The sequence below is a fragment of the Aeromonas schubertii genome (assembly GCF_000820105.1).
GTDB classification, from domain to species: domain Bacteria; phylum Pseudomonadota; class Gammaproteobacteria; order Enterobacterales; family Aeromonadaceae; genus Aeromonas; species Aeromonas schubertii.
The window spans coordinates 70,676-97,180 of sequence record NZ_CDDB01000068.1; the positions used below are offsets into that span (position 1 = coordinate 70,676).

16 protein-coding genes are annotated in these 26,505 nt (G+C 61.0%); 8 read left to right on the forward strand and 8 right to left on the reverse strand.

The window, feature by feature from the left end; translation table 11 throughout:
• The first annotated feature begins 37 nt into the window (after nucleotides 1-37).
• Nucleotides 38-3,925 carry a phosphoribosylformylglycinamidine synthase gene (gene purL / locus BN1133_RS13565; protein WP_050667046.1) on the forward strand — a complete coding sequence of 1,296 codons (3,888 nt, stop codon included), beginning with the start codon at nucleotides 38-40 and terminating at the stop codon, nucleotides 3,923-3,925.
• A 42-nt stretch (nucleotides 3,926-3,967) separates the two neighbouring features.
• On the opposite strand, the gene BN1133_RS13570 is transcribed toward purL, so the two are convergent.
• Nucleotides 3,968-6,298: a putative bifunctional diguanylate cyclase/phosphodiesterase gene (locus BN1133_RS13570; protein ID WP_050667047.1), complete on the reverse strand. Its 2,331-nt coding sequence runs from the start codon at nucleotides 6,296-6,298 to the stop codon at nucleotides 3,968-3,970.
• A gap of 262 nt (nucleotides 6,299-6,560) precedes the next feature.
• Between BN1133_RS13570 and uhpT the strand changes: the two genes are divergently transcribed.
• A complete protein-coding gene (gene uhpT, locus BN1133_RS13575; RefSeq protein ID WP_050667048.1) occupies nucleotides 6,561-7,961 on the forward strand; it encodes a hexose-6-phosphate:phosphate antiporter in 1,401 nt (466 codons plus the stop codon).
• Nucleotides 7,962-8,010: 49 nt separating this feature from the next.
• Here the strand turns inward: uhpT and BN1133_RS13580 are convergent, their stop codons facing one another.
• On the reverse strand, nucleotides 8,011-9,225 hold the full coding sequence (locus BN1133_RS13580; RefSeq protein WP_050667049.1) for a pyridoxal phosphate-dependent aminotransferase: 1,215 nt from the start codon (nucleotides 9,223-9,225) through the stop codon (nucleotides 8,011-8,013).
• 359 nt (nucleotides 9,226-9,584) lie between these two features.
• Between BN1133_RS13580 and BN1133_RS13585 the strand changes: the two genes are divergently transcribed.
• Nucleotides 9,585-9,803: a DUF1653 domain-containing protein gene (locus tag BN1133_RS13585; RefSeq protein WP_224159665.1), complete on the forward strand. Its 219-nt coding sequence runs from the start codon at nucleotides 9,585-9,587 to the stop codon at nucleotides 9,801-9,803.
• A 43-nt stretch (nucleotides 9,804-9,846) separates the two neighbouring features.
• Here the strand turns inward: BN1133_RS13585 and serA are convergent, their stop codons facing one another.
• From serA to BN1133_RS13605, 4 genes are all read right to left on the reverse strand, one after another.
• Nucleotides 9,847-11,079 carry a phosphoglycerate dehydrogenase gene (gene serA / locus BN1133_RS13590; RefSeq protein WP_050667051.1) on the reverse strand — a complete coding sequence of 411 codons (1,233 nt, stop codon included), beginning with the start codon at nucleotides 11,077-11,079 and terminating at the stop codon, nucleotides 9,847-9,849.
• A 203-nt stretch (nucleotides 11,080-11,282) separates the two neighbouring features.
• Nucleotides 11,283-11,939 carry a ribose-5-phosphate isomerase RpiA gene (gene rpiA / locus BN1133_RS13595; RefSeq protein WP_050667052.1) on the reverse strand — a complete coding sequence of 219 codons (657 nt, stop codon included), beginning with the start codon at nucleotides 11,937-11,939 and terminating at the stop codon, nucleotides 11,283-11,285.
• Nucleotides 11,940-12,027: 88 nt separating this feature from the next.
• On the reverse strand, nucleotides 12,028-12,618 hold the full coding sequence (locus BN1133_RS13600; protein ID WP_050667053.1) for a 5-formyltetrahydrofolate cyclo-ligase: 591 nt from the start codon (nucleotides 12,616-12,618) through the stop codon (nucleotides 12,028-12,030).
• 69 nt (nucleotides 12,619-12,687) lie between these two features.
• Entirely contained in the window at nucleotides 12,688-14,013 is a 1,326-nt protein-coding gene (locus BN1133_RS13605; protein WP_050667054.1) for a Na+/H+ antiporter NhaC family protein, read from the reverse strand.
• 758 nt (nucleotides 14,014-14,771) lie between these two features.
• Here BN1133_RS13605 and dapB point away from each other — a divergent pair.
• The 5 genes from dapB to katG all read left to right on the forward strand — a co-directional run bounded on the left by dapB (nucleotide 14,772) and on the right by katG (nucleotide 24,513).
• Nucleotides 14,772-15,584 (forward strand): 4-hydroxy-tetrahydrodipicolinate reductase, encoded by an 813-nt coding sequence (gene dapB, locus BN1133_RS13610; protein ID WP_050667055.1) that lies wholly within the window; start codon nucleotides 14,772-14,774, stop codon nucleotides 15,582-15,584.
• A gap of 594 nt (nucleotides 15,585-16,178) precedes the next feature.
• Nucleotides 16,179-17,315, forward strand: coding sequence for a glutamine-hydrolyzing carbamoyl-phosphate synthase small subunit (gene carA, locus BN1133_RS13615; RefSeq protein WP_050667056.1), 1,137 nt, complete (start codon nucleotides 16,179-16,181; stop codon nucleotides 17,313-17,315).
• Nucleotides 17,316-17,336: 21 nt separating this feature from the next.
• On the forward strand, nucleotides 17,337-20,561 hold the full coding sequence (gene carB / locus BN1133_RS13620) for a carbamoyl-phosphate synthase large subunit (RefSeq protein WP_050667057.1): 3,225 nt from the start codon (nucleotides 17,337-17,339) through the stop codon (nucleotides 20,559-20,561).
• A gap of 158 nt (nucleotides 20,562-20,719) precedes the next feature.
• Nucleotides 20,720-21,868: a DUF1615 domain-containing protein gene (locus BN1133_RS13625; protein ID WP_050667058.1), complete on the forward strand. Its 1,149-nt coding sequence runs from the start codon at nucleotides 20,720-20,722 to the stop codon at nucleotides 21,866-21,868.
• Between the two features lie 458 nt (nucleotides 21,869-22,326).
• Nucleotides 22,327-24,513 (forward strand): catalase/peroxidase HPI, encoded by a 2,187-nt coding sequence (gene katG / locus BN1133_RS13630; protein ID WP_050667059.1) that lies wholly within the window; start codon nucleotides 22,327-22,329, stop codon nucleotides 24,511-24,513.
• 53 nt (nucleotides 24,514-24,566) lie between these two features.
• On the opposite strand, the gene BN1133_RS13635 is transcribed toward katG, so the two are convergent.
• Both BN1133_RS13635 and BN1133_RS13640 read right to left on the reverse strand, forming a co-directional pair.
• Nucleotides 24,567-26,012 carry a hypothetical protein gene (locus tag BN1133_RS13635; protein WP_050667060.1) on the reverse strand — a complete coding sequence of 482 codons (1,446 nt, stop codon included), beginning with the start codon at nucleotides 26,010-26,012 and terminating at the stop codon, nucleotides 24,567-24,569.
• 9 nt (nucleotides 26,013-26,021) lie between these two features.
• Nucleotides 26,022-26,483, reverse strand: a complete 462-nt coding sequence (locus BN1133_RS13640; protein WP_050667061.1) for a CesT family type III secretion system chaperone — start codon at nucleotides 26,481-26,483, stop codon at nucleotides 26,022-26,024.
• Nucleotides 26,484-26,505 lie beyond the last annotated feature (22 nt).

A 26,505-nucleotide genomic window follows, 5' to 3' on the forward strand; every position in this document is an offset into this window, starting at 1 on the left:
CAACCCCCCACTCTTGATACAAGGTGAGAAAGGCCATATGGAAATCTTGCGCGGTGCTCCCGCTCTGTCTGAGTTTCGTGTCCAGAAATTGATGCAAACCCTGGCAGAACGAGGAGTCGAGATAACGGGCATCTATGCCGAATTCATGCACTTTGCCGAGCTTGTCGACCCCCTCTCACCGGATGAGCGAGCGACCCTGGACCGGCTTCTGCGCTACGGTCCCACCATCCCCGAACATGCTCCCCAAGGTCATCTCTTCCTCGTTACTCCCCGCCCCGGCACCATCTCCCCCTGGTCTTCCAAGGCCACCGACATCGCCCACAACTGCGGCCTGACCAAGGTCAAACGCCTCGAGCGCGGCGTCGCCTATTATGTCGATGGGCAGGTGACCGATGCCAACCGGAGCCAGATCGCCGCTTTGCTGCACGATCGCATGATGGAGACAGTCTTTGACGCGATGGAGGCCGCTTCGGCTCTGTTCGCTCATCATGAGCCCCGCCCCTTCACCCAGGTGGATGTGCTGGGCGGTGGTCGCGCTGCCCTGGCGCAGGCCAACCTGAGTCTTGGCCTGGCCCTGGCCGAGGATGAAATCGACTATCTGGTGGCGAACTTCCAGCGTCTGGGTCGCAACCCGAACGACATCGAGCTCTACATGTTCGCCCAGGCGAACTCCGAGCACTGCCGCCACAAGATCTTCAATGCCGACTGGATCATCGACGGGGAGGCCCAGCCCAAGTCCCTGTTCAAGATGATCAAGAACACCTTCGAGCAGACCCCGGATTATGTGCTCTCCGCCTACAAGGATAATGCCGCCGTGATGGAGGGCAGCCAGGGGGGCCGCTTCTTCCCGAGCCCGGCCAGCGGCGAGTATGACTATCACCAGGAGCAGGTCGATATCCTGATGAAGGTGGAGACGCATAATCACCCGACCGCCATCTCCCCCTTCCCGGGGGCGGCGACCGGCTCCGGCGGCGAGATCCGCGACGAAGGCGCCACCGGTCGCGGTGCCAAGCCCAAGGCGGGCCTGGTGGGCTTTAGCGTCTCCAACTTGCGTATCCCCGGCTTCGAGCAGCCCTGGGAGCAAGACTTTGGCAAGCCGTCACGTATCGTCAGCGCTTTTGACATCATGCAGGATGGGCCGCTCGGCGGCGCTGCCTTTAACAACGAGTTCGGTCGCCCGGCCATCCTCGGTTACTTCCGTACCTTCGAAGAGGAGGTGGAGAGCCACAACGGCCGCGAGGTGCGTGGCTATCACAAGCCCATCATGCTGGCCGGCGGTATCGGTAACATCCGTACCGATCATGTCCAGAAGGGGGAGTTCCCGGCGGGATCCGCCCTCATCGTACTGGGTGGCCCGGCCATGAACATCGGTCTCGGTGGTGGCGCGGCGTCGAGCATGACCTCGGGCCAGTCGGCCGAGGATCTCGATTTTGCCTCGGTGCAGCGCGACAACCCGGAGATGGAGCGCCGCTGCCAGGAGGTGATCGACCGCTGCTGGCAGCTCGGTGACGATAACCCCATTCTCTTTATCCACGATGTCGGTGCCGGTGGCCTCTCCAACGCCATGCCGGAGCTGGTGAGTGACGGGGGGCGCGGTGGTCGTTTCGACCTGCGTGCCATTCCGAACGACGAGCCGGGCATGAGCCCCCTCGAGATCTGGTGCAACGAGTCCCAGGAGCGCTACGTGTTGGCGGTCGCCCAGGACAAACTGCCCCTGTTCAAGGCCTTGTGCGAGCGCGAGCGTGCCCCCTATGCGGTGATCGGTACCGCCACCGAGGAGCCGCACCTGACCCTGTCGGACAGCCACTTTGACAACCAGCCTATCGATCTGCCGCTCGACGTGCTGCTCGGCAAACCGCCCAAGATGCTGCGCGATGTGACGACTCAGCAGGCTGACGGGCAAGCCCTGCGCCTCGACGGCGTCACCCTGGGGGAGGCGGCCCTGCGGGTGCTGCGCTTGCCGACCGTGGCCGAGAAGAGCTTCCTCATCACCATCGGCGATCGCAGCGTGACCGGTCTGGTTAACCGCGACCAGATGGTCGGTCCCTGGCAGATCCCGGTGGCCGATTGCGCCGTCACCGCCGCCACCTACGACAGCTACCATGGTGAAGCCATGTCCATGGGCGAGCGCACCCCGCTGGCCCTGCTCTCCCATGCCGCCTCTGCGCGCATGGCGGTGGCCGAGGCCCTGACCAATATCGCCCCGACCAACATCGGTAGCCTCAAGCGCATCAAGCTTTCCGCCAACTGGATGGCGGCCGCCGGTCACCCTGGGGAAGACGCCGGCCTTTACGAGGCGGTCAAGGCGGTGGGCGAGGAGCTCTGCCCGGCCCTGGGGCTGACCATCCCGGTTGGCAAGGACTCCATGTCCATGAAGACCCGCTGGCAACAAGATGGCGAGGAGCGCAGCAACACGGCGCCCCTCTCCCTGGTGATCTCCGCCTTCGCCCGGGTCGAGGATGTGCGAAAGACCGTCACCCCCCAGCTGCGCAACGATCTGGGCGAGAGCGATCTCATCCTCATCGATCTCGGTAACGGCAAGCAGCGCCTCGGGGGCTCGGCTCTGGCCCAGGTCTATCGTCAGCTTGGGCAGAGTGCCCCGGATCTCGATAACCCGGTGCTGCTCAAGGGGTTCTTCAACGCCATCCAGGCTCTGGTTTCCGATGGCCGCCTGCTGGCCTACCACGATCGCTCCGACGGCGGCCTGCTGGTGACCCTGCTGGAGATGGCTTTCGCCGGTCACTGCGGCCTCAACATCGAGCTCGACCGCGTCGGTGGCGAGGTGCTGCCGGCCCTGTTCAACGAGGAGCTGGGGGCCGTCATCCAGGTGCGCCGTGAGGACAAGGAGGCGGTGATGACCCTGCTGGCCGGTCATGGCCTGGCCACCTGTGCTCACGTCATCGGTACCGTCACTGAGGGGGATGACATAGTGCTGCGCCGCGCCGGCGATGAGCTGTGGCGCGAGAGCCGCACCCACCTGCGTACCCTGTGGGGCGAGACCAGCTGGCAGATGCAGCGCCTGCGCGACAACCCCGAGTGCGCCGACAGCGAGCATGCCGCCCGCCAGGACGCCACCGATCCGGGCCTGCAGGCCACGCTGACCTACAATCCGTCCGATGACGTGGCCGCCCCCTATATAGCCCGAGGGGCCTCACCCCGTCTGGCGGTGCTGCGCGAGCAGGGGGTCAACTCCCACGTGGAGATGGCGGCGGCGTTTGACCGCGCCGGCTTCACCGCGGTCGACGTGCACATGAGCGACATCCTTGGTGGTCGCATCGCCCTGGATGGCTTCCAGGCCCTGGTGGCCTGTGGCGGCTTCTCCTACGGCGACGTGCTGGGGGCGGGCGAGGGTTGGGCCAAGTCTATCCTGTTCAACGGCGGCGCCCGCGAGCAGTTCCAGCGCTTCTTCGAGCGTGGTGACACTCTGTCGCTTGGGGTGTGCAACGGTTGCCAGATGATGTCCAACCTGCGCGAGCTGATCCCCGGCGCCGATCTGTGGCCACGCTTCGTGCGCAACCGCTCCGAGCGCTTCGAGGCACGTTTCAGCCTGGTCGAGGTGCAGGACTCGCCGTCCGCCTTCTTCGCCGGTATGAGCGGCTCTGTGATGCCGATCGCCGTCTCCCACGGGGAAGGACGGGTCGAGCTGCGTGACGAGGCGCATCTGGCGGCCCTCGACGCCTCCGGTCTGGTGGGACTGCGCTTCGTCGACAATCGTGGCGGTGCCACCGAGCGCTACCCGGCCAACCCGAACGGCTCGCCACGCGGCATCACAGCCGTGACCACCGCAGACGGTCGCGCCACCATCATGATGCCGCACCCGGAGCGGGTGTTCCGCACCGTCGCCAACTCCTGGCACCCGGATAACTGGGGCGAGGATGGCGCCTGGATGCGCATGTTCCGCAACGCCCGGGTGGCTCTGGGCTGATAAGGGACAAAAGAAGAGGGAGGCGCAAGCCTCCCTCTTCTTTTATGTGGGCTTGACATCGCCAGTGGGAAAAGAGGCCGGTTTGAGGTGCGCGTCCAGGCTCTCTGGCTCCCGGTTACTCATCCACTCCATCAAGGCTTCCAGCTTCATCGGCCTGGCAAAGAGATACCCCTGCATCAGATGGCATCCGAGCGCCAGCAGGCGGCTCATCTCCTTGCTGGTCTCGACCCCTTCGGCGATCACCTCCATCTTCATCTCCCGGCTGATCCAGATGATGGCCCGTACCAGCCGTTCATCACCTCGTTCCAGAGTCTGGGTGAAGCTGCGATCGAGCTTCAGCGTATCGACCGGGAGATTGAGCAGGCGCTCTAGCGAGGAGTAGCCGGTGCCAAAGTCATCCAGATGAACCTTGAAGCCAGCCTCGGTGAGCTGACACAGGTGCTGCACCAGCACCTCGTTTTTCTCGGCAAACAGGCTCTCGGTAAGCTCGAAATGAACCGCATCGCGGGGCAGGCCACTGGCGTCGGCCAGTTGACACAGACGCTCGACCAGTGCGGTCTGCATCAGCTGGAGTACAGAGAGATTGATGTTGAGCTTGAGCTCGGGGTTGAGGGTGCGCAAGGTGGGCAGGTCGGTCATGGCCTTCTGGGCTATTTGATAACCGAGGGGAACGATGAGTCCGGTATCTTCAGCCAGGGGGATGAAGTCATTGGGCATCACGTACCCCTCATCGGTCGGCCAGCGCACCAGTGCTTCGATCATATCGACCCGTTGGCTGCGTACATCGATAATGGGCTGGTACCACACCTCGAGCCTGTCGTCGGCAATGGCCTGGCGAAGCTTATGCTCCATATGAAGTCGGTTGCTGACGTTCTGATGCAGATTGTCCGAATAGGTCTGGATACCGTGTTTGCCGTGGTGTTTGGCCTCATACATGGCCAGATCCGCGTTGCGGATCAGGTCATTGCTCTCCAGTTGCCCATGGTTGTAGGCGATACCGATGGAGGCACTGAGCTGGACCTGGACCCCGTCGACATCCAGTGCTCTACCGAGTCCGCTCAAGATCCGGCCCGCCAGTCGCTCGGCACCCTGGCTGCCACGAGGCAGTATGCACAAGACGGCAAATTCATCTCCCCCCAGTCGAAACAGCACATCGGCGCCCCTGGCCAGTGCCGTCAATCGCTCGGCCACGCACACCAGCACCTTGTCTCCCCGTTCGTGTCCCAGGCTGTCATTGATGACCTTGAACTCGTCGAGATCGATGAGAATGAGGGCGAGATCCAGATGATGGTGCCGGCACAAGAGCGGTGCATAGCGCTCGATCAGCTCCAGCAGCAGGGTCCGGTTGCCGAGGCGGGTCAGGGGATCGCGGCGTGCTTCGTTAAAGAGGCTCTTTTGGGAGAGTTTGAGCTGATTGACCATATCATTGAGGGAGCTGGCCAGGTTATCGAGTTCATCTTTCCCCTCGACCGGCCAGAGGGGGGATGTTTCAAGCAGATCTTTGGGATGCTGTGCCAGCTGGGAGAAGCGGCTGAGCCGACGCATGACCATGCGGTCAAACAGAAAGGCCACCACCAGAAAAGAGATGATGACCAGAGTGACGACGTTACCGACCAGCATGCGTTTGGCCAATATGCTCTCCCTGGGCAGGGAGCTCTCATCCACCACCGAGAAGTGAACGCCCGAGGGGGCCCCCATACTCTGAAGCGTACCGACTGGGGGGAACTGATGGGTATTGTCTGCGGCACGAAGGAAGTGGACCTCGCTCTTGAGCATGGTCTGCAAGCGCTCAAGGTTGCCTGCATCCATCAGGCGTCCCATGGCGAGCCAGCCATTGGCGGTAGCACGATCTTCCCCATCCCAGACGGGCTCTATGGCCAGCAGAAGCGGTGTTCCATCTAGCCAGATCGCCAGGTTGCCTCCTTCCTTACCATGGGGCCAGTAAGCCTCCAGGGCGCCAGAGATGGTATGCCAGGTGACGAGATCATTGGAGGGGGCCACGCCGGTCTCTCCAAGTTGCAGCGCTAGCTTCAGCTGGCGCGAGTGATCGATAAAGAGCACCAGATTGACACTTAGGTTTTCAAGAGAGTCCTTTGTGTAGTTTGTATTGAGATAGTTCTGTCCCCCCTGCTCCATAAAGGTCCAGGTATCCAGCCATGCGGCATAGTCATTGGCCATGGTGCTAAGGGCTTGCTGCTGCGAGGCAAGGTAGAGGCTGGCACGATCCAGACTCTCCTGATGATGATGCGCCTGCCACCGGGAGAACTGGAGGTCGATAAAGGTGCTGCTGAAGTAATAGGCGACCCCGCCCGACAGGGAGACCAGCACCAATAGATAGAGTGAGACCCTGGTTCTCAAACTATTGATATTCATTATATATGGTCTCGTTTGTGAATCCCGTTGGGTAAAGGATAGGTTCCCCCTTGGTGGGGGGCAAATGAGTAATGACTGAATAGGGGGAGGGGCAAGGTGTGACTTGACTCAAGATTTTGTATCGAGAGAGGCAAAACTAGGAAATATTCCTAACCCCTCTAGGCGTCAGTCTCAGGCCTGCACGCGCGCAGGTCCCTACAATGCCAGCCATTATCGCCGGGATCGCCTGGCGACAGTTCAGGCATTGTAATAGGAGACTAAAATGCTGGCTTTCCTGAACCAGGTGCGCAAGCCGACCCTGGATATCCCCGTCGAAGCCCGGCGCAAGCTGTGGTTCAAGCCGTTTATGCAGTCCTATCTGGTGGTCTTCATCGGCTATCTGACCATGTATCTGATCCGCAAGAACTTCAACATTGCCCAGAACGACATGATCTCGACTTACGGGCTCAGCATGACCGAGCTCGGCATGATTGGCCTGGGTTTCTCCATCACCTACGGGGTGGGCAAAACCCTGGTCTCCTACTACGCCGACGGCAAGAACACCAAGCAGTTCCTGCCCTTCATGCTGATCCTCTCGGCCATCTGTATGCTGGGCTTTAGTGCCAGCATGGGCACCGGCTCGGTCAGCCTGTTTATGATGATCGCCTTCTACGCCCTGAGCGGTTTCTTCCAGAGCACCGGCGGATCGTGCAGCTACTCCACCATCACCAAATGGACTCCCCGCCGCAAGCGTGGTACCTACCTGGGTCTATGGAACATGTCCCACAACGTGGGTGGGGCTGGCGCGGCAGGTGTGGCACTGTTTGGCGCCAACTACCTGTTTGATGGCCATGTGATCGGTATGTTTGTCTTCCCTTCCATCATCGCCCTCATCGTTGGCTTCATCGGCCTGCGCTTCGGTAGCGATTCGCCGGAATCTTATGGCCTGGGCAAGGCCGAGGAGCTGTTCGACGAAGAGGTGAGTGAAGAAGATCTTGAGACCGATAACAACGAGATGACCAAGTGGCAGATCTTTGTGGAGTACGTGCTCAAGAACAAGGTGATCTGGCTGCTCTGCTTTGCCAACATCTTCCTCTATGTGGTGCGTATCGGTATCGACCAGTGGTCCACCGTCTATGCCCACCAGGTATTGAACCTGCCCAAAGAGGTTGCCATCCAGGGTTTCACCCTGTTTGAAGTGGGCGCCCTGGTCGGTACCCTGATGTGGGGCTACCTCTCTGATCTGGCCAACGGCCGCCGTGGCCTGGTGGCCTGCGTGGCGCTGGGTCTCATCATTGCGACTCTCGGGGTCTACCAGCACGCCAGCAACCAGTATGTCTATCTGGCCTCCCTGTTTGCCCTGGGCTTTCTGGTGTTTGGCCCACAGCTGCTCATCGGTGTTGCCGCCGTGGGCTTCGTGCCGAAGAAGGCCATCGGTGCCGCCGACGGCATCAAGGGCACCTTTGCCTACCTCATCGGTGACAGCTTTGCCAAGCTGGGCTTGGGCATGATTGCCGACGGCACCCCTGTGTTTGGCCTGACCGGCTGGGCTGGCACCTTTGCCGCCCTCGACACCGCCGCCATCGGCTGTATCTGCCTGATGGCCATGGTGGCCGTGATGGAAGAGCGCAAGATCCGCCGCGAGAAGCGTGTCAAGTTGATTCCGGCTGGTGCCGAGGCGTAAATCGACCCCATGAAGAAGGCCACCTTGCGGTGGCCTTTTTTGTGTCTGCTTACTGGCGGTAGCCTTTGAGGAAGCGGGCGAGGCGGCCGATGGCCTCCTCCAGCTCTTCCTCGCGGGGCAGGAACACCAGTCGAAAGTGATCCGGTGCCGGCCAGTTGAAGCCGGTTCCCTGCACCAGCAGCAGTTTCTCCTGCTGCAGCAGGTCGAACACCATCTTCTGGTCGTCCTTGATGTCATACACCTTGGGGTCGAGGCGCGGGAACATGTAGAGCGCCCCCTTGGGTTTGACGCAGGAGACGCCGGGGATCTCGTTCAAGAGCTCCCACGCCTTGTCGCGCTGACGGCGCAGGCGGCCGCCCGGCAGGATCAGCTCGTTGATGCTCTGGTAGCCGCCCAGCGCCGTCTGGATGGCGTGCTGCATTGGCACGTTGGCGCACAGGCGCATGGAGGCCAGCATCTCCAGCCCCTCGATGTAGCCGCGGGCTCGTCCCTTGGGCCCGGTCACCACCATCCAGCCCTGGCGGAAGCCGCAGGCACGGTAGGCCTTGGAGAGGCCATTGAAGGTGACGACGATGACATCGTCACACAGGGTGCAGACGCTGGTGTGGGCGATGTCGTCGTAGAGGATCTTGTCGTAGATCTCGTCGGCGAAGATGATGAGGTTGTGCTGACGGGCAATCTCGATCACCTCCAGCAGAAACTCGCTGCCGTAGACGGCGCCGGTCGGGTTGTTGGGATTGATGAGCACGATGCCGCGGGTGCGCGGCGTGATACGGGCGCGGATGTCGTCGAGATCCGGATACCAGTCCGCCCCCTCGTCGCAGCGGTAATGCACGGCGTGGCCACCGGAGAGGGTGACGGCCGCAGTCCACAGGGGATAGTCGGGGGAGGGCACCAGCATCTCGTCGCCGTTGTTGAGCAGGGCCTGCATCGCCATCACGATGAGCTCGCTGGCACCGTTGCCGATGTAGATGTCGTCGATGTCGACGTGGCGCATCCCTTTTTGCTGGTAATACTGCATCACCGCCTTGCGGGCGGAGAAGAGCCCCTTGGAGTCGCAGTAGCCCTGGCTTTGGGGCAGATTCAGGATGACGTCCTTGATGATCTCTTCGGGGGCGTCGAATCCAAACGGCGCCGGGTTGCCGATGTTGAGCTTGATGATGCGATGGCCCTCGTCTTCGAGACGACGGGCCTCCTTGTGCACCGGGCCGCGGATGTCGTAGCAGACATCGTCGAGCTTGTGCGACTTGTCGATGGTGGACATGGTCGGGATGAATCCTTGCCTGTTGTGGCTTATGGGGCGGGAGTGCCCATTTAGAATCAAATCTGTTTTACCCTATTCTTCACAGAATTCAATTCCACCACAATCCTATTTTTAGAAGATCCGGCTAATTCTACCTGGCCTGGCAGAGTTTCCGGATAACCCGTTCTAGCAGGATTGTTTGTCTGAATATGCCTCACCAGAAGATTCTCATGCGCTCCCCCTGAAGTGGCCCATGCTGCACCACATTCGTCGTGGAAGATGGCATGAAACCCTCGTCGTAAAAAAGTGTGGAGTCCCCGTCAGGGCGGTGGCACAGTGAGCCCCTTGCCACCGGTTTTGAGCACAGGAAGGAGGAGAGGGTGGTTGGAAAACCCTTGCGCACCGGGTTGTGGCGCCACTACAAGGGGGGCCTCTACGAGGTGCTGACCGAGGCGCGTCACTCGGAGCGGGACGAACTGCTGGTTATCTATCGCAGTGTGGAGGACGGTACCTGTTATGCCAGACCCAAGCCCATGTTTGTGGAGTGGGTTCGTCACGATGGACGCCTGATGGCCCGCTTCGCTCCCATTGAGGAATAACAAAAAGCCCTGATCACTCAGGGCTTTTTTCATTCATGTCGACTCAGTGGAGGATCCGGGCGCGGATGGTCCCTTCGATATCCTTCAGCTTGGCCAACGCCTTGTCGCTGTGTTCGGTCTCGACGTCGATCACCACATAGCCGATTTCGCTGCTGGTCTGCAGGTACTGGCCGGCGATGTTGATCCCCTCTTCGGCAAAGGCCTGGTTGATCTTGTTCATCACTCCGGGTTGGTTACGGTGGATGTGCAGCAGGCGGCTGGCATCGCGATGGCCCGGCAGGGAGACCTCGGGGAAGTTGACCGCCGACAGGGTTGAGCCGTTGTCGGAATACTTGATGAGCTTGTTGGCCACTTCCAGACCTATGTTCTCCTGGGCCTCCTGGGTCGAGCCGCCGATGTGAGGGGTCAGGATCACATTGTCAAAGCCACGCAGCGGGGTCATGAACTCCTCCTCGTTGGACTTGGGCTCGACCGGGAAGACATCGATGGCGGCTCCTGCCAGATGGCCGCTTTTGAGCACATCGACCAGGGCGTCGATGTCGACCACGGTACCACGGGAGGCGTTGATGAAGATGGCGCCCGGTTTCATCATGCGCAGCTGCTCGGCACCGATCATCTCCTTGGTGGAGGGGGTCTCGGGCACATGCAGGCTGATGACATCGGACATGTTGAGCAGCTCGGCCATGGTAGGAACCTGAATGGCGTTACCCAGAGAGAGTTTGTTCTCAATGTCGTAGTAGTAGACCTTCATGCCGATGCTCTCGGCGATGATGCCGAGCTGGGTGCCGATATGGCCGTAGCCTATGATGCCAAGCTTCTTGCCGCGTGCCTCGACACTGCGGTTGGCCAGTTTCTCCCAGATACCGCGATGGCATTTGGCACTCTTCTCGGGCACACCGCGCAGCAGCAGCAGGATCTCGCCCAGGACCAGCTCGGCCACCGAGCGGGTATTGGAGAAGGGGGCGTTGAAGACAGGAATGCCGCGGATCTCGGCCGCCTTGAGTTCGACCTGGTTGGTACCGATGCAGAAACAGCCGATAGCCACCAGCTTGCCGGCGGCATCCAGCACCTTCTCGGTCAGCTGGGTGCGGGATCGAATGCCGATAAAGTGCACGTCACGAATGCGCTCGGCCAGCTCCTCTTCGGAAAGCGAGCCCTTGAGATACTCCACGCTGGTGTATCCGGCCGCCCGAAAGGTCTCCACCGTATTGGGGTGAACGCCCTCGAGCAGCAGCACCTTAATCTTGTCCTTGTCCAATGAAAACTTGACTGTCATGACGATCCCTTTGCGTTACTGATGGTGCGAGAAGAGTTTGTAAATTAACAAAAACCCGAGGCACAGGGAATAAGTGTGATGAAAGTCAAATTTTTTGAAGTTTTCAACGAATTACACAAGCAGAGTGGGGGCCGGAGCGGGAGCATCACGGGCAAATAAAAGGCGCCCGAGGGCGCCTTGTTCCGCATAAGATATTGATCAAATCACTTCAGAGTGACGACCCCATCGGGGGTACCCATCACCACCACATCGGCACCGCGGGCGGCAAACAGGCCGTTGGTCACCACGCCGACGATGGCGTTGAGGCGAGCCTCGAGCTCCTTGGGGGCCGTGATGGCCATGCCGTGTACATCGAGGATCTGGTTGCCGTTGTCGGTGACCACCCCTTCACGCCAGACCGGGTTGCCACCGAGAGCGCGGATCTCGCGGGCAACATACTCGCGTGCCATGGGGATCACTTCGACCGGCAGGGGGAAGGTGCCGAGCACCTCGACCGTCTTGGTGTTGTCGATGATACAGATAAACTGATCGGCCACGGCGGCGACGATCTTCTCGCGGGTCAGGGCGGCGCCGCCTCCCTTGATCATGTCGCGGCTGGCATTGATCTCGTCGGCACCATCCACATAGACGGAGAGGCTGTCGATCTCGTTGAGATCGAAGACCTTGATGCCGAGGGCCTGCATACGCTCGGTGGAGGCGATGGAGCTGGAGACGGCGCCCTTGATCCGATCCTTGATGGTGCCGAGGGCATCAATGAAATGGTTGACGGTGGAGCCGGTACCCACCCCGACTATGGTGTCGGGAACCACGTATTCCAGGGCTGCCCAGCCGGCGGCCTTTTTCATTTCATCTTGAGTCATGAGTGATCCTTGGGAACAAAAGCGGGCGCATTATAGCCAAGCCAGCCGCTCGGGGCGACCGCCTGGCGTCTGCAGGATGAGGGTTATCTCACGTTTTTTCAAAGTGCCAGTGGTGTGACGGGGTGAGCAGCTCGGGCAGAGGGACATCCCACTCTTCGCGGGGGATCTGTTCCACCAGTTGGCAGTCGTGGGCGACGCCTATGGGTTTGGGACCGAGTCTGTGCTGCTGCCAGCAGGCGAGGGTTCGGTCGTAATAGCCTCCGCCCATGCCGAGCCGGTTACCGTCGGCATCGAAGGCCACCATGGGGGTGAACATCAGATCCAGACCGCTATAGGGGAGCACGCGCTCCATATCGAGCTCGGGCTCTTCGATATTGAACTTGTTGCGCACCATGGGAGAGGTGGGGGTGTAGTGCAAGAAGAGCAGATGACCCGGGGTAAAGGGGTGCACCACCGGCAGGTAGATCTCTTTCTTCTGAGCCCAGAGCCAGTGAATGGTCGGCAATGGGTTGATCTCGCCGTCGTTGGCCAGGTAGAAGGCGATGCGGCGGGCGCGGGCCACATCGGGATGGCTCTTGATGCGCTCAAGCAGGGCCTGGGCCGCCAGATGTTGTTGCTCGGCACTCAGCGCCCGGCGGCGTTCACGGATCTGCTGACGCAGGGTATGGCGTTCTGACATGGTAACTCCTTGTGACTACCGGAGCATATCACTGCGGGGCCAGCCTGTGCATGGCCCCGTGTGCCGGGATCAGCGGGCGCGCATCTGGTGTTTGATAAAGACGGCCAGGATGGCGGTCAGGGCCAGGGCCATGGGGTAGAAGCTCATGCTGATGACGGCCAGCGGCGACAGGCCGAAGATGGAGCCAAGCAGCAGCGCCTGGGCACCCCAGGGGATGAGCCCCTGTACCACGCAGGAGAAGATGTCGAGCAGAGAGGCGGCACGGCGCGGCGTGACCCCGTGTTGCTCGGCCAGCTCTCTGGCTACCTTGCTCGCGACGATAATGGCCACCGTGTTGTTGGCGGTACAGGCGTTGGTGAGGCTCACCACAGAGGCGATACCAAGCTCGGCGGCTTTCTCGTTCTGGTCTGTGTCATGGCCACGACTGAAGTGCTGGATAAGGGCGGCGATATGACCCGTGATCCAGGCCAGACCCCCCTGGCGCTCCATCAGGGCACCAAGACCACCGATCAGCATGGAGAGCAGGAAGATCTCCTGCATGGAGGTAAAACCCTTGTAGATATCCTGGGTAAATTGACCCAGCTGATAGCCGTTGCCAGCCAACCCGACCAGACCGGCGGCCAGGATACCGGTGCCCAGTACCAAAAAGACGTTCATGCCCGAGAGCGCCAGCCCCAGGATCAGCAGGTAGGGGAGCACCTTGACCCACTGGTCCAGCTGCTGCGCCGGTACTTCAGCCACATGGCCGAGCAGCAGATAGCCCATCATCACCAGCAGGGCGGCCGGGGCGGCGATCATCAGATTTTCGCGAAACTTGTCCTTCATCTCGCACCCCTGGCTGCGGGTCGCCGCTATGGTGGTATCCGAGATGATGGAGAGGTTGTCGCCAAACATGGCGCCGCCCAGCACGGCGCCGGCCACCAGCACGGGATCGAGCCCGGCGCTCTGGGCGACACCCAGAGCCACGGGCGCGACGGCGCCTATGGTGCCCATGGAGGTGCCCATGGCGGTGGCGATAAAGGCAGAGATCAGGAACAGACCCGGCAGCAGGGCCCAGCCCGGGATGAGCGACAGGCCCAGAGCCACGGTGGCATCCACCCCACCGGTCGCCTTGGCCACACTGGCAAAGGCGCCGGCCAGCAGGTAGATGAGGCACATGGCCATGATGTTGCTGTCGCCCACCCCCTTGAAGAAGGTCTCGAGGTTCTTGCTCAGCCCCTCGCGGCCGATGAACAGAGCGAGCACGACGGCAGGCAGTGCGGCCACCGGGGCGGGGAGCTGGTAGAAGGCAAACTCGACCCCTTGCAGGGTGAGCCAGGTGCCGGTACCGATAAAGAGGGCAAGAAAGAGCAGCAAGGGGAGCAGGGCCCGGGCGCGGGGTTGGGTCTGGATCATGTGTTCCTCTGAAATTGAACAATGACCTCCTGTCGTGAACTGCTTTGTGCCTTTATCGGGTCGGGATAGGGGAAAACAGGGCGGGCATCCTGCCGCATTGGGGGGCCCACAGTAGTGAGTCAACTCATTGGGGTCAAGATAGCCGTCCAGATGGATACGCCTTTTTATGGTGTGATTTCGAAGTCATAGATTAATCCGTCATATATTCGTTTATATCTGAAAAACCCGGGTAATATTCGATTTGTGGTGGGTTTCATATGAGGTCCAGGCTGTTGGCCTCGGCCGATTGATAGACCACAACTTGGGCCTCGTTGTCTTGGTTGGTATTCATTTGAGTTGTGGCTCGGCGCCCATTTATCAGACCCGTGCTGGCTATGATAGAGGGCTTGTCTCGGCGCTATCCCGGTGTTGGGGATGGGCTCGCAAGGAAATCAAATGACTCCTGTTATGGAAAGGTGTATCGAACGCCACTACTGCGCCTATTGCGGGATGTAGACCGACCATATTCTGGTATTGGTCAGAAAACCCAGCCCGTTTAAGGATGCGCCGAACCGCTCTCGCAAGGAATTTATCGCCGGCTTGATCAAGGGCTGGGCGGTGGGGCCCTTTATCACCTCAATGGATAAGTTTTCACGGCACCTTATCTGTGAAAAGTGCGGTAACACGCAAATCGAGGAGTAGGCTCGGGGCTTTGCAAACCGGGAGCCGGCTGGTAAAACAGAGAGCTTCTCAATGCATAACGAAAGATGAGGATGGCGATGGAGACTCCGATCCGCGTGGCCGTGATGGGCTGCCAGGGACGTATGGGCAAGGTACTGCTGGAGGCTATCCAGGAGCAAGAAGGGGTGGTGCTGGGGGCGGCGCTGGAGCGTCCCGGCTCGACCGTGACAGGCCTCGATGCCGGTGAGCTGGCAGGGCTTGGCAAGCTTGGCGTGGCCATCACCGACAACCTGGCATCATGTATCGATGCGGTCGACCTTATCATCGACTTCACCCGCCCCGAGGTGACCCTGCAAAATCTCGCCGTCGCCCGTGCCCATGGCAAGATGATGGTCATCGGCACCACCGGCTTCGACGAAGCCGGTAAAGCCACCATCGAGCAGGCGGCCCGGGAGATCGGTATCGTCTTCGCCTCCAACTACTCGGTCGGGGTCAATCTGGTGTTCAAGCTGCTCGAGCAGGCCGCCAAAGTGATGGGGGAGTACACCGATATCGAGATCATCGAGGGGCACCACAGGCACAAGGTGGATGCGCCGTCCGGCACCGCCCTCTCCATGGGTGAGGTGGTGGCCAAGACGCTGGGCCGGGATCTGAAAGAGTGCGCCGTCTACGGTCGCGAGGGGATCACCGGCGAGCGGGATCGCAACACCATCGGGTTTGCCACCATTCGCGCCGGCGATCTGGTGGGGGAGCACACCGTCATGTTTGCCGATATCGGCGAGCGGGTGGAGATAAGCCACAAGGCCTCGAGCCGTCTTACCTTTGCCAATGGCGCCGTGCGCGCGGCCCGTTGGCTCAGGACACAACCAGCCGGGCTCTATAACATGCAGGATGTGTTGGCGCTTAACTGAGCTAAAACATGTGAAAAAAGGCGGCTTTGCCGCCTTTTTTATTGAGTGCATCAAAATTGGCTGAGTTGTCCATCCCTTCCCGTCACCTTGTTAATCTTATCGTCTGCTCCCTGTCATCGCGATGTTATCAAACGGCCAACAAACAACCATCAACCCGGCGGTGCCAAAAAGATTAAAAATGCATAACCAGTAAAACGTTTTTCTTCTGTTTTATAAATTTCCAGTGCCTTTCAGGGCTGTTTTTTGGTTTTGTTCTCGTGTTTTTGTGTTTTTAAGTGCATGAAAGAAATGAATTAAATCGAATTTGTTTTTGTATTTGTGGCGCATGACTTCATCTGCGTTTGTGGGTGGCAAAAAAGTTTGGATGTGGGGGTTGTATCGTGTCCAAATGCATAGATAATGACTGAAGTTGCTTTTTTATAGAATTTTAATGCATTGCCGCTGAGATTGTTGGTTGAAATGCCACAAGTTTTCAGTAGAATGCGCGCAATTTGCCCGAAATCTGCCGGCCCAGGCGGGTCCCACAGACCCGAAGGAAGGCCCGCAACACCCAGGTAAATTGCTGAATTTAAAGCTAAAAAACTGGAGGTTGTCTTGAGTCACACTGCATTGTTAGTGCTGGAAGACGGAACTGTCTTCAAGGGCGTATCGATTGGCGCCGAGGGATGTTCCGTTGGTGAGGTGGTGTTTAATACGTCGATGACGGGTTACCAGGAAATTCTCACCGACCCCTCCTATTCTCGTCAGATCGTCACCCTCACTTATCCCCATATCGGTAACACCGGTACCAACGCAGAAGATGAAGAGTCCACCCAGATCCACGCCCAGGGCCTCATCATCCGGGATCTTCCCATCCTCGCCTCCAACTTCCGCAATCAGCAATCCCTCTCCGACTATCTCAAGGCCCACGGCATCGTGGGGATCGCCGATATCGACACCCGCAAGCTGACCCGTATCCTGCGCGAAAAGGGTGCCCAGAACGGCTGCATCCTGGCCGGCAAACAGCTCGACGAAGCCCACGCCCTGAGCCAAGCCCGTGCTTTCCCGGGTTTGAAGGGGATGGACTTGGCCAAGGAAGTGACCGTCGCTGAGACATACAGCTGGACTGAGGGGAGCTGGCAGCTTGGCAAGGGGCATGTCACCCCGGATGCCGACCAGCTCAAATACCACGTGGTGGCCTACGACTTCGGCGTCAAGCGCAACATCCTGCGTATGCTGGTGGATCGTGGCTGCCGCCTGACCGTGGTGCCGGCCAAGACCCCGGCTGCCGAGGTGTTGGCGATGAACCCGGACGGCATCTTCCTCTCCAACGGCCCCGGCGACCCCGAGCCGTGCGACTACGCCATCAATGCCATCAAGGCCTTCCTTGAGACCAATACCCCGGTGTTTGGCATCTGCCTGGGTCACCAGTTGCTGGGCCTGGCCTCCGGCGCCAAGACGGTGAAGATGAAGTTTGGCCACCACGGCGCCAACCACCCGGTCAAGAGCCTCGATGACAATACCGTCATGATCACCGCCCAGAACCACGGTTTTGCGGTGGACGAGCAGACCCTGCCCGAGTGCCTGCGCGCGACCCACGTCTCCCTGTTCGATGGGTCACTCCAGGGCATTCATCGCACCGACCGTCCGGCCTTCAGCTTCCAGGGTCACCCCGAGGCGAGCCCGGGTCCGCACGACTGTGCCGGTCTGTTCGACCACTTCATTGAATTGATTAAGCAGTATCGCGCCTAAGGAATAAGAGGAAAGAGTTTCATGCCAAAACGTAACGACCTTCAGAGCATCCTGATCCTCGGCGCCGGCCCCATCGTCATCGGCCAGGCCTGCGAATTCGACTACTCCGGCGCCCAGGCCTGCAAGGCCCTGCGCGAGGAGGGGTACCGCGTCATCCTGGTCAACTCCAACCCGGCCACCATCATGACCGACCCGGAGATGGCCGACGCCACCTACATCGAGCCCATCACCTGGGAAGTGGTGCGTGAGATCATCAAGAAAGAGCGTCCGGACGCCGTACTGCCTACTATGGGTGGCCAGACTGCCCTCAACTGCGCCCTGGATCTGGAGCGCCACGGGGTGCTCAAGGAGTTTGGTGTCGAGATGATCGGCGCCACTGCCGATGCCATCGACAAGGCCGAAGACCGTCACCGCTTCGATCAGGCCATGCGCAAGATTGGCCTGGAGTGCCCGCGCGCCGGCATCGCCCACAACATGGAAGAGGCGTGGAAGGTGCAGCAGATGGTCGGTTTCCCCTGCATCATCCGTCCCTCCTTCACCATGGGCGGCTCCGGTGGCGGTATCGCCTACAACACCGAAGAGTTCGTCGAGATCTGCGAGCGCGGCCTGGATCTGTCGCCGACCAAGGAGCTGCTCATCGACGAGTCGCTGATCGGTTGGAAAGAGTACGAGATGGAGGTGGTGCGCGATCGCAACGACAACTGCATCATCGTCTGCGCCATCGAGAACTTCGATCCCATGGGCATCCACACCGGGGACTCCATCACGGTCGCACCGGCCCAGACCCTGACCGACAAGGAGTACCAGATCATGCGCAACGCCTCCATGGCGGTGCTGCGCGAGATCGGCGTCGAGACCGGCGGCTCCAACGTTCAGTTTGGTATCAACCCCAAAGATGGCCGCATGGTCATCATCGAGATGAACCCGCGGGTGTCGCGCTCCTCTGCGCTCGCCTCCAAGGCGACCGGCTTCCCCATCGCCAAGGTCGCGGCCAAGCTCGCCATCGGTTATACCCTCGACGAGCTGATGAACGACATCACCGGTGGCCTGACGCCGGCCTCCTTCGAGCCGGCCATCGACTACGTGGTCACCAAGGTGCCGCGTTTCAACTTCGAGAAGTTTGCCGGCGCCAACGACCGTCTGACCACCCAGATGAAGTCGGTCGGTGAAGTGATGGCCATCGGGCGCAACTTCCAGGAGTCCCTGCACAAGGCTCTGCGTGGCCTCGAGACCGGCAAGAGCGGCTTTGACCCCATGGTGGATCTCAACGCCCCAGACTCCCTGACCCGCATCCGCTACGAGCTGCAAGATGCCGGCAGCGATCGCATCTTCTACATCGCCGATGCCTTCCGCGCCGGTCTCTCCATGGATGGCGTGTTCCGCCTGACCAAGATTGACCCCTGGTTCCTGGTGCAGATTGAAGAGCTGGTCAAACTCGAAGAGCAGGTGAAAGAGCGCGGCATGGCCGGCCTCGATGCCGACTTCCTGCGCAGCCTCAAGCGCAAGGGCTTCGCCGACGCGCGTCTGGCCAAGATCCTCGGCGTGGCCGAAGGGGAAGTGCGTAAATTGCGTGCCCGTCACAACATCTTCCCGGTCTACAAGCGGGTCGATACTTGCGCGGCCGAGTTTGCCACCAACACCGCCTACATGTACTCCAGCTATGACGAGGAGTGCGAGGCCAACCCCACCAACCGCGACAAGATCATGGTCATCGGTGGCGGCCCGAACCGTATCGGTCAGGGCATCGAGTTCGACTACTGCTGCGTGCACGCGGCCCTGGCCCTGCGCGAAGACGGTTACGAGACCATCATGGTCAACTGCAACCCGGAAACCGTCTCCACCGACTACGACACCTCCGACCGCCTCTACTTCGAGCCGGTGACCCTGGAAGACGTGCTGGAAATCGTGCGGGTCGAGCAGCCCAAGGGGGTCATCGTCCAGTACGGTGGCCAGACCCCGCTCAAGCTTGCACGGGCATTGGAAGCCAACGGCGTGCCGGTGATTGGCACGAGCCCCGATGCCATCGACCGCGCCGAAGATCGCGAGCGCTTCCAGTCCGCCGTGGAGCGTCTGGGCCTCAAGCAGCCGGAAAACGGCACCGTCACCGCCCTGGAGCAGGCCGTCGCCCTGGCCTCGCGTATCACCTACCCGCTGGTGGTCCGCCCCTCCTACGTGCTGGGTGGCCGCGCCATGGAGATCGTCTATGACGAGCAGGACCTGCGCCGCTACTTCGCCGAGGCGGTGAGCGTCTCCAACGAGTCGCCTGTGCTGCTGGACCGCTTCCTGGACGATGCCACCGAGGTGGACGTGGACGCCATCTGCGACGGCGTGGACGTGGTCATCGGTGGCATCATGGAGCACATCGAACAGGCCGGCATCCACTCCGGTGACTCCGCTTGCTCCCTGCCGCCCTACACCCTCTCCAAGGCCATTCAGGACGAGATGCGCGAGCAGGTGCGAAAATTGGCCCTGGAGCTCGGCGTAGTGGGTCTGATGAACGTGCAGTTCGCGGTCAAAGACAACGAGATTTACCTCATCGAGGTAAACCCCCGTGCCGCCCGTACCGTGCCGTTCGTCTCCAAGGCTACCGGTGCGCCGCTGGCCAAGATCGCTGCCCGCGTGATGGCCGGTCAGAGCCTCAAGAGCCAGGGCTTCACCACCGAGATCATCCCGCCCTACTACTCGGTGAAGGAAGTGGTGCTGCCATTTGCCAAGTTCCCGGGTGTCGATCCGCTGCTGGGGCCGGAGATGCGCTCTACCGGCGAAGTCATGGGGGTGGGTGCCACCTTCGCCGAGGCCTATGCCAAGTCCCAGCTGGGTGCCGGTCACCAGGTGCCGCGCGAAGGTCGCGCCCTGCTCTCGGTGCGTCACGGCGACAAGGAGCGGGTGGTCAACCTGGCCGCCAAGCTGCTCGAGCTCGGCTACGATCTCGACGCCACCCACGGCACTGCGGTGACCCTGGGGGAGGCGAGCATCAACCCGCGCCTCGTTAACAAGGTGCACGAGGGGCGCCCGCACATCCTGGATCGCATCAAGAACGGTGAGTACACCTACATCGTCAACACCGCCGAGGGGCGCCAGGCCATCGAGGATTCCAAGCAGCTGCGCCGCGGCGCTCTGCAGCACAAGGTGGCTTACACCACCACCCTCAATGCCGCCTTCGCCGCCTGCATGGCCATCACGGTCGATGCTACCGCGAGCGTCGCCTCGGTGCAGGAGCTGCATCAGCAGGTCAATGCCCGTTAAGCGAGTCTGAGCGTCACCAACACCCCGCCCCGGCGGGGTGTTTTTTATCGGTGCTCGCCTGGGGGGGCAGAGGAAGGGTGCGAAAGAGGCTCCCCTTCCACTACAATGGCCCGATTTGTTTCTCGCACCCTTCGTCGGTGCCTGACAGGGAGCCCCCGATGATCCGATTGCCACGCCTGCCGCTGGCTGCCCTCTCTCTTGCCTTGTTGCTCGCCGGTTGTGCCAGCGAGCCGCCGGCACCGACCGCCCCTGTGACGCCGGCGGGACGCCCGACTCCCAAGGCGATGCAGCCGCAAAAGCCGGCCGACATGAAGAGCCGCATCGTCAAGTTCCTGCCACGCAATGTGGCGGACAAACCAGGCTGGGCCAACGATGTGGTGACGGCCCTCACCACCCAGGGGTTGACGGTGAGCGATCACAACGTCTGCACCGTGCTGGCGGTGGCCGAGCAGGAGGCCACCTACCAGGCCGATCCCGTGGTACCCAATTTAAGCAAGATCGCCTGGAAGGAGATCAATGCCCGCGCCGGCAAGCTGCTCATCCCTGAATTCATGGTGCGCACCGCACTCTCCATCCAATCTCCAACTGGCAAAACCTATGCCGCACGCATCGATGCGCTTCGCACCGAGCGGCAGATGAGCGAGATTTTTGAAGACATGATCGGAGAGGTACCGATGGGCAAGCAGCTCTTTGGCAACATGAACCCGGTGCGTACCGGCGGTCCCATGCAGGTGAGTGTGGCCTTTGCCGAGGCCAATGCCCGCGGCTACCCCTATCCGGTCAAGGAGTCCATCCGTCATGAGGTGCTCACCCGCCGTGGCGGCATCTGGTTTGGCACCAAACACATCTTCGGCTACCCGGCCGACTACCCCGATACCCTCTATCGCTTCGCCGACTTCAACGCGGGCTGGTATGCGAGCCGCAATGCTGCCTTCCAGGCCGCAGTGAGCCGGCTAAGTGGCAAGACCCTGGCGCTGGATGGGGATCTCATTCGTTACGATACCGACAAGCCCGGCAACACCGAGCTGGCCGTCTACACCCTGGCCGGCCGGCTCAAGATGAGCAAGACGGCCATCCATCAGAGCCTCAGGCTTGGCGATAGCAGCGAGTTTGCCCAGAGTGCCCTCTATCACAGGGTCTTCACCCTGGCTGACCAGAAGGCCGGCAAGCGGCTGCCGCGCGCCATCCTGCCCGGCATCCAGCTCAAAAGCCCCAAGATCACCCGCAACCTCACCACCGCCTGGTTTGCCAAACGGGTGGATGAGCGCGAACAGCGCTGCGTCAGGAAGATGGCGACGATCCGCTGATTGCTAAAAGTAACAAGGGCGGCCAATTGGCCGCCCTTGTTACTTTACCCGGAGTTCATCCGGACGCATAAGGAACTGAAGATGATACGTGCAGCCCTGTTAAGCCTGCTTCATACGGGCGCCGCCGGTGCGGCCAGCCTCAGCGTACAGCCCCTGGAGGCGCACAGTGACTATGTCGAGATCTCTGCACGAAAGAGACCCGTTTGGGGCTTTAGCGTGAAGGGAGTCCATCGAGGTGATGAGGGATAGCGAACAGGGTGTGACTGTGTATCTCATCTCGGTTGCCCCGGGTGGAGAAAAGGAGTGATCGTATTCGGATTGTGGGGGGGCTTAATCTTAAAAAGCGATTGATGTGAGCTTTTTAATTCAATGTTCAAGGTGTTTTAGCGGGCGTAGGCTAGTCTCATCAGCGAAGCGAAGGGTTTCGCCGTTATGACGACCACATGAGGATCTGATAGATGGACAAACACGCCAGCGGGGCCGGTCAATGCCCCATCGCCCACGGTGCCGCCACCTCTGCCAGCCAGGAGACCCCAATCTGGTGGCCCAATGCCCTCAATCTCGACATCCTGCACCAACACGACAGCAAGACCAATCCGATGGATGAGTCTTTCAATTATGCCGAGGCGTTTCACAGCCTCGACTACGACGCCCTAAAGGCCGATCTCCATGCCCTGATGACCGATAGCCAGCCCTGGTGGCCGGCCGACTGGGGGCACTACGGCGGCCTGATGATCCGCATGGCCTGGCACTCCGCAGGCAGCTATCGCGCCACCGACGGCCGTGGCGGTGCCAACACCGGCAACCAGCGCTTCGCCCCCCTCAACAGCTGGCCCGATAACGGCAATCTGGACAAGGCGCGTCGTCTGCTGTGGCCCATCAAACAAAAATACGGCAACAAGATCTCCTGGGCCGACCTGATGATACTGGCGGGCAACGTTGCCTATGAATCCATGGGGCTCAAGACCTTCGGTTTTGCCGGCGGCCGCGAGGATATCTGGCATCCGGAAAAAGACGTTTACTGGGGCTCCGAGAAGGAGTGGCTGGCGCCAAGCGGCGGCGAAGGGAGTCGTTACAGCGGCGAGCGGGATCTGGAAAACCCGCTGGCGGCAGTGATGATGGGGCTGATTTACGTCAATCCGGAAGGGGTGGACGGCAATCCCGATCCCCTGAAGACGGCCCAGGACATGCGCGTTACCTTTGCCCGCATGGGGATGAATGACGAAGAGACCGTCGCCCTCACCGCCGGTGGCCACACCGTCGGCAAGGCGCACGGCAACGGCAGCGCCGCCCGTCTGGGCCCGGCCCCGGAGGGCGCCGATCTGCACGAGCAGGGGCTGGGGTGGATGAACCACGAGACCCGTGGCATCGGCCGCGATACGGTCACCAGCGGCATCGAGGGGGCCTGGACCAGTAATCCGACCCGTTGGGACAACGGCTACTTCAAGATGCTGCTGGGCCATGACTGGTGGCTCAAGAAGAGCCCGGCCGGCGCCTGGCAGTGGGAGCCCGTCGTCATCAAGGAGGAAGATCGCCCGGTGGACGTGGAAGATGCCTCTATCCGCTGCAACCCCATCATGACCGATGCCGACATGGCCCTGCGCTTTGACCCCGTCTATCGGGAGATCTCCGAGCGTTTCGCCGCCGATCAAGCGCTCTTCTCCGACGCCTTTGCCCGCGCCTGGTTCAAGTTGACCCACCGCGACATGGGGCCGCGCAGCCGCTACCTGGGCCCGGAAGTGCCGAGCGAGGTGCTGGTGTGGCAGGACCCGGTACCGGCGGTGGATTATCAACTCTCTGATGAGGAAGTGAGCGAGATCAAGGGCAAGTTGCTGGCCTGCGGGGTGGCGCCAAGCGATCTGATTGCCACCGCGTGGGACAGCGCCCGCACCTTCCGTGGCTCCGACTATCGTGGCGGTGCCAACGGGGCCCGTATCCGCCTCGCTCCCATGAAGGCGTGGGAGGGCAACGAGCCTGCTCGCCTCGAGAAGGTGCTTAATGCCCTGCTTGCCTTGCAGGCTACCCTCGGCAAGCCGGTCAGCATCGCCGACCTGATTGTGCTGGGCGGCAGCGCGGCGGTAGAGCAGGCGGCCAAGCTGGCCGGCGTTGATATCGTCGTACCCTTTGCACCGGGCCGGGGCGATGCCAGCGCCGAGCAGACCGATGCCGAGTCGTTCGCCTTCCTGGAGCCGCTGCACGACGGGTTTCGCAACTGGCAGAAGGGGCACTACAAGGTGCAGCCCGAAGAGATGCTGCTCGACCGCGCCCAACTGCTGGGGCTTACCGCCCGCGAGATGACAGTGCTGGTCGGCGGCATGCGGGTGCTTGGCACCAACCATGGCGGCTCGGCCCACGGCGTCTTTACCGACCGGGTCGGGGTGCTCAGCAACGACTTCTTCGTCAACCTGACCGACATGGCCTATAGCTGGAAGCCCACCGGGCGCAACAGCTACGACATAGTGGATCGCCAGAGCGGCGCCGTGAAGTGGACTGCCACCCGGGTTGACCTGGTGTTTGGCTCCAACTCTGTGCTGCGTGCCTACGCCGAGGTCTATGCCCAGTTTGATGGCAAGGAGAAGTTTGTCCGCGACTTCGTCAAGGCCTGGGTCAAGGTGATGAACAACGACCGCTTCGACCTGAAATAAGCCCCCCAAGGGGAGAGCGCCAGCCGCAAGGCTGGCGTTTTTTATAGTGCAGGCTAGAGCCAGCCCTCCGCCAGGTAGAGGAGCTTGAGCTGGCTGGGCGCCCCCGTCTCTTTGAGGGCCTCAAGTTGCTCCTGGCTCAGCCGGGGGCTCTTTTCCAGATAGACGGTCCCGTTTTCTGCCTGCAGGGGAAGCCGGTAGGCAAGCTTCTGGTTAAGGTCTTCCCCGGTTCCCTTGTCGAGCACGCTCACCGCAGGCAACAACCAGTGGTAGTCCTCATCGAGTAGCTTCTGATAGGCCTGATGGCTGAGTTTGAGCGCCTCGGTGGGGGCATTCTCCTCGTGGCGACCGGGGAGTAACTGCTCATCGGGAGGGGAGCCGAGTTGTCCCTTGAGGGCCAGCCTGGCCTGCTCCATCTCCCTGAGATTGGCCGGAGCCTCTGGAGTGAGCAGTGCAGGATCTGCTGCCGGTCCCAGATAGGTGAGCAGGGCGCGCACTGACCCCTTGTCCAGCATGCTGAAACTAAACGCGCCCATCTCGTTACTCACCTCGAGGCGTGGCAAGACATCCGAGAGTCGTTGGTCTGTCAGTGTGTCGTCCGCCTCCTCTCCGATGAGATAAGCGGCCCCCTGATTCACGGCGGTGGGCAGCGCCGAGGTGAGGGCCTTGCTGGCAACCATGGGCAGAGCCTTGGCGGCTATCTTGGCCACGCCATGGGTCGCAACACCACTCACCCCGAAGTTGCCAATCCCCGAGAGGGCGACCCCCAGGGTCGCGTTGGTCGCCCCCTTGGTGGCGATCAGGGCATGCTCTTTACTGAGCACATCGCCGCTGATGTGCCCCAGGCGGCTGCCCCTGCCGGGGAGTTGACCAATCTGTTGGACCTGGTGGTGATGGGCTTCCCTGTCACATGCCTTGGTGACCTGATAAAACTCCCGACCGGCGGCAATCATGGCTCCAATCCCGGGTAGCAGCATGCTGATGGTCACGTTGACCCCGGTGGTGCGTGCCGTCTCTTTGGCCTGGTGCAGCAACGCCTTAAACAACCCGTCCATCTTGCCCGGATAGTGCAGCTCGAGACAGGCTTGCAGCCTGGGATCCTGACTCACCTTGTCGAAGCGCTGTTTGAGCTCGGCGTAGCTCTGGCTATCGAGTTTTAGCTCCTCGAGCAGGGTGGTGACCTCAAGCAACGCCTCTCGGGTGAGAGGTTCACCGCGATAGGCCGCCGGGCTCAGCAGGGAGAAGGCCTGCAAGGCGATCTCGAGTGGTGCGGCCTGTTTCAGTGCCTCCTTGAGGTCTAAATGAGTCTTTATGTTCTCCTGGGCAAAGCGTTTGAACTCGGTATGAAGCAGGTGTTGGCTCAGCAAGGCATATTTGTGGCCACGGTGTAGCAGGCCGGCCGTCGTGACCTCTCCTTGCTTGCTCAGGATACGTTCGTCACCGGGGGCCGCTTTGGCCGCGAAGCGGGCCAGATCCGGGATGGAATGAAGTGAGGTGGGCATGGGACTCTCCTAGATTCGGATGGCGTCGCGTTGTGCCGGGGCGGGGGGCTCGGCCGGGATCTGCTGTTCCTGCATGGCGAGTCTGGCTTGCCACTCCAGGGCTTGCCCGGTCAGTTGCTCGAGCCAGGCACCCAGTGCCCCGGCACTCAGTTGTGACAGAGGACGCTTGCCAAAGAGCACCAGCTGGCGGCCATCCGGCGACAGGGCAAGGGTCTGTCCCCCGGTGGCGATGCCGGCATAGTTCCCCTGGGCCAGCAGTTCCAGGGTCTGCAGGCGTCGGGCCGGCTCGCGAGAAAGTATCCCTATGCTGGCCATCAACATCAGGGTCGTCTCGTCATCGGATTCCTGTTCGAAGAAGAAGAGCGGCAGCTTGTCGTCGACAAGCAGTTGGCAGCGCCTCGTCTCATCGAGTCGCAGTGGGGGAAATCCCCAGCGGGTGCTGAAATCGTCGAGCACGGCTTGTAGCGTCATCGTCTACTCCTTATTGGGTGTG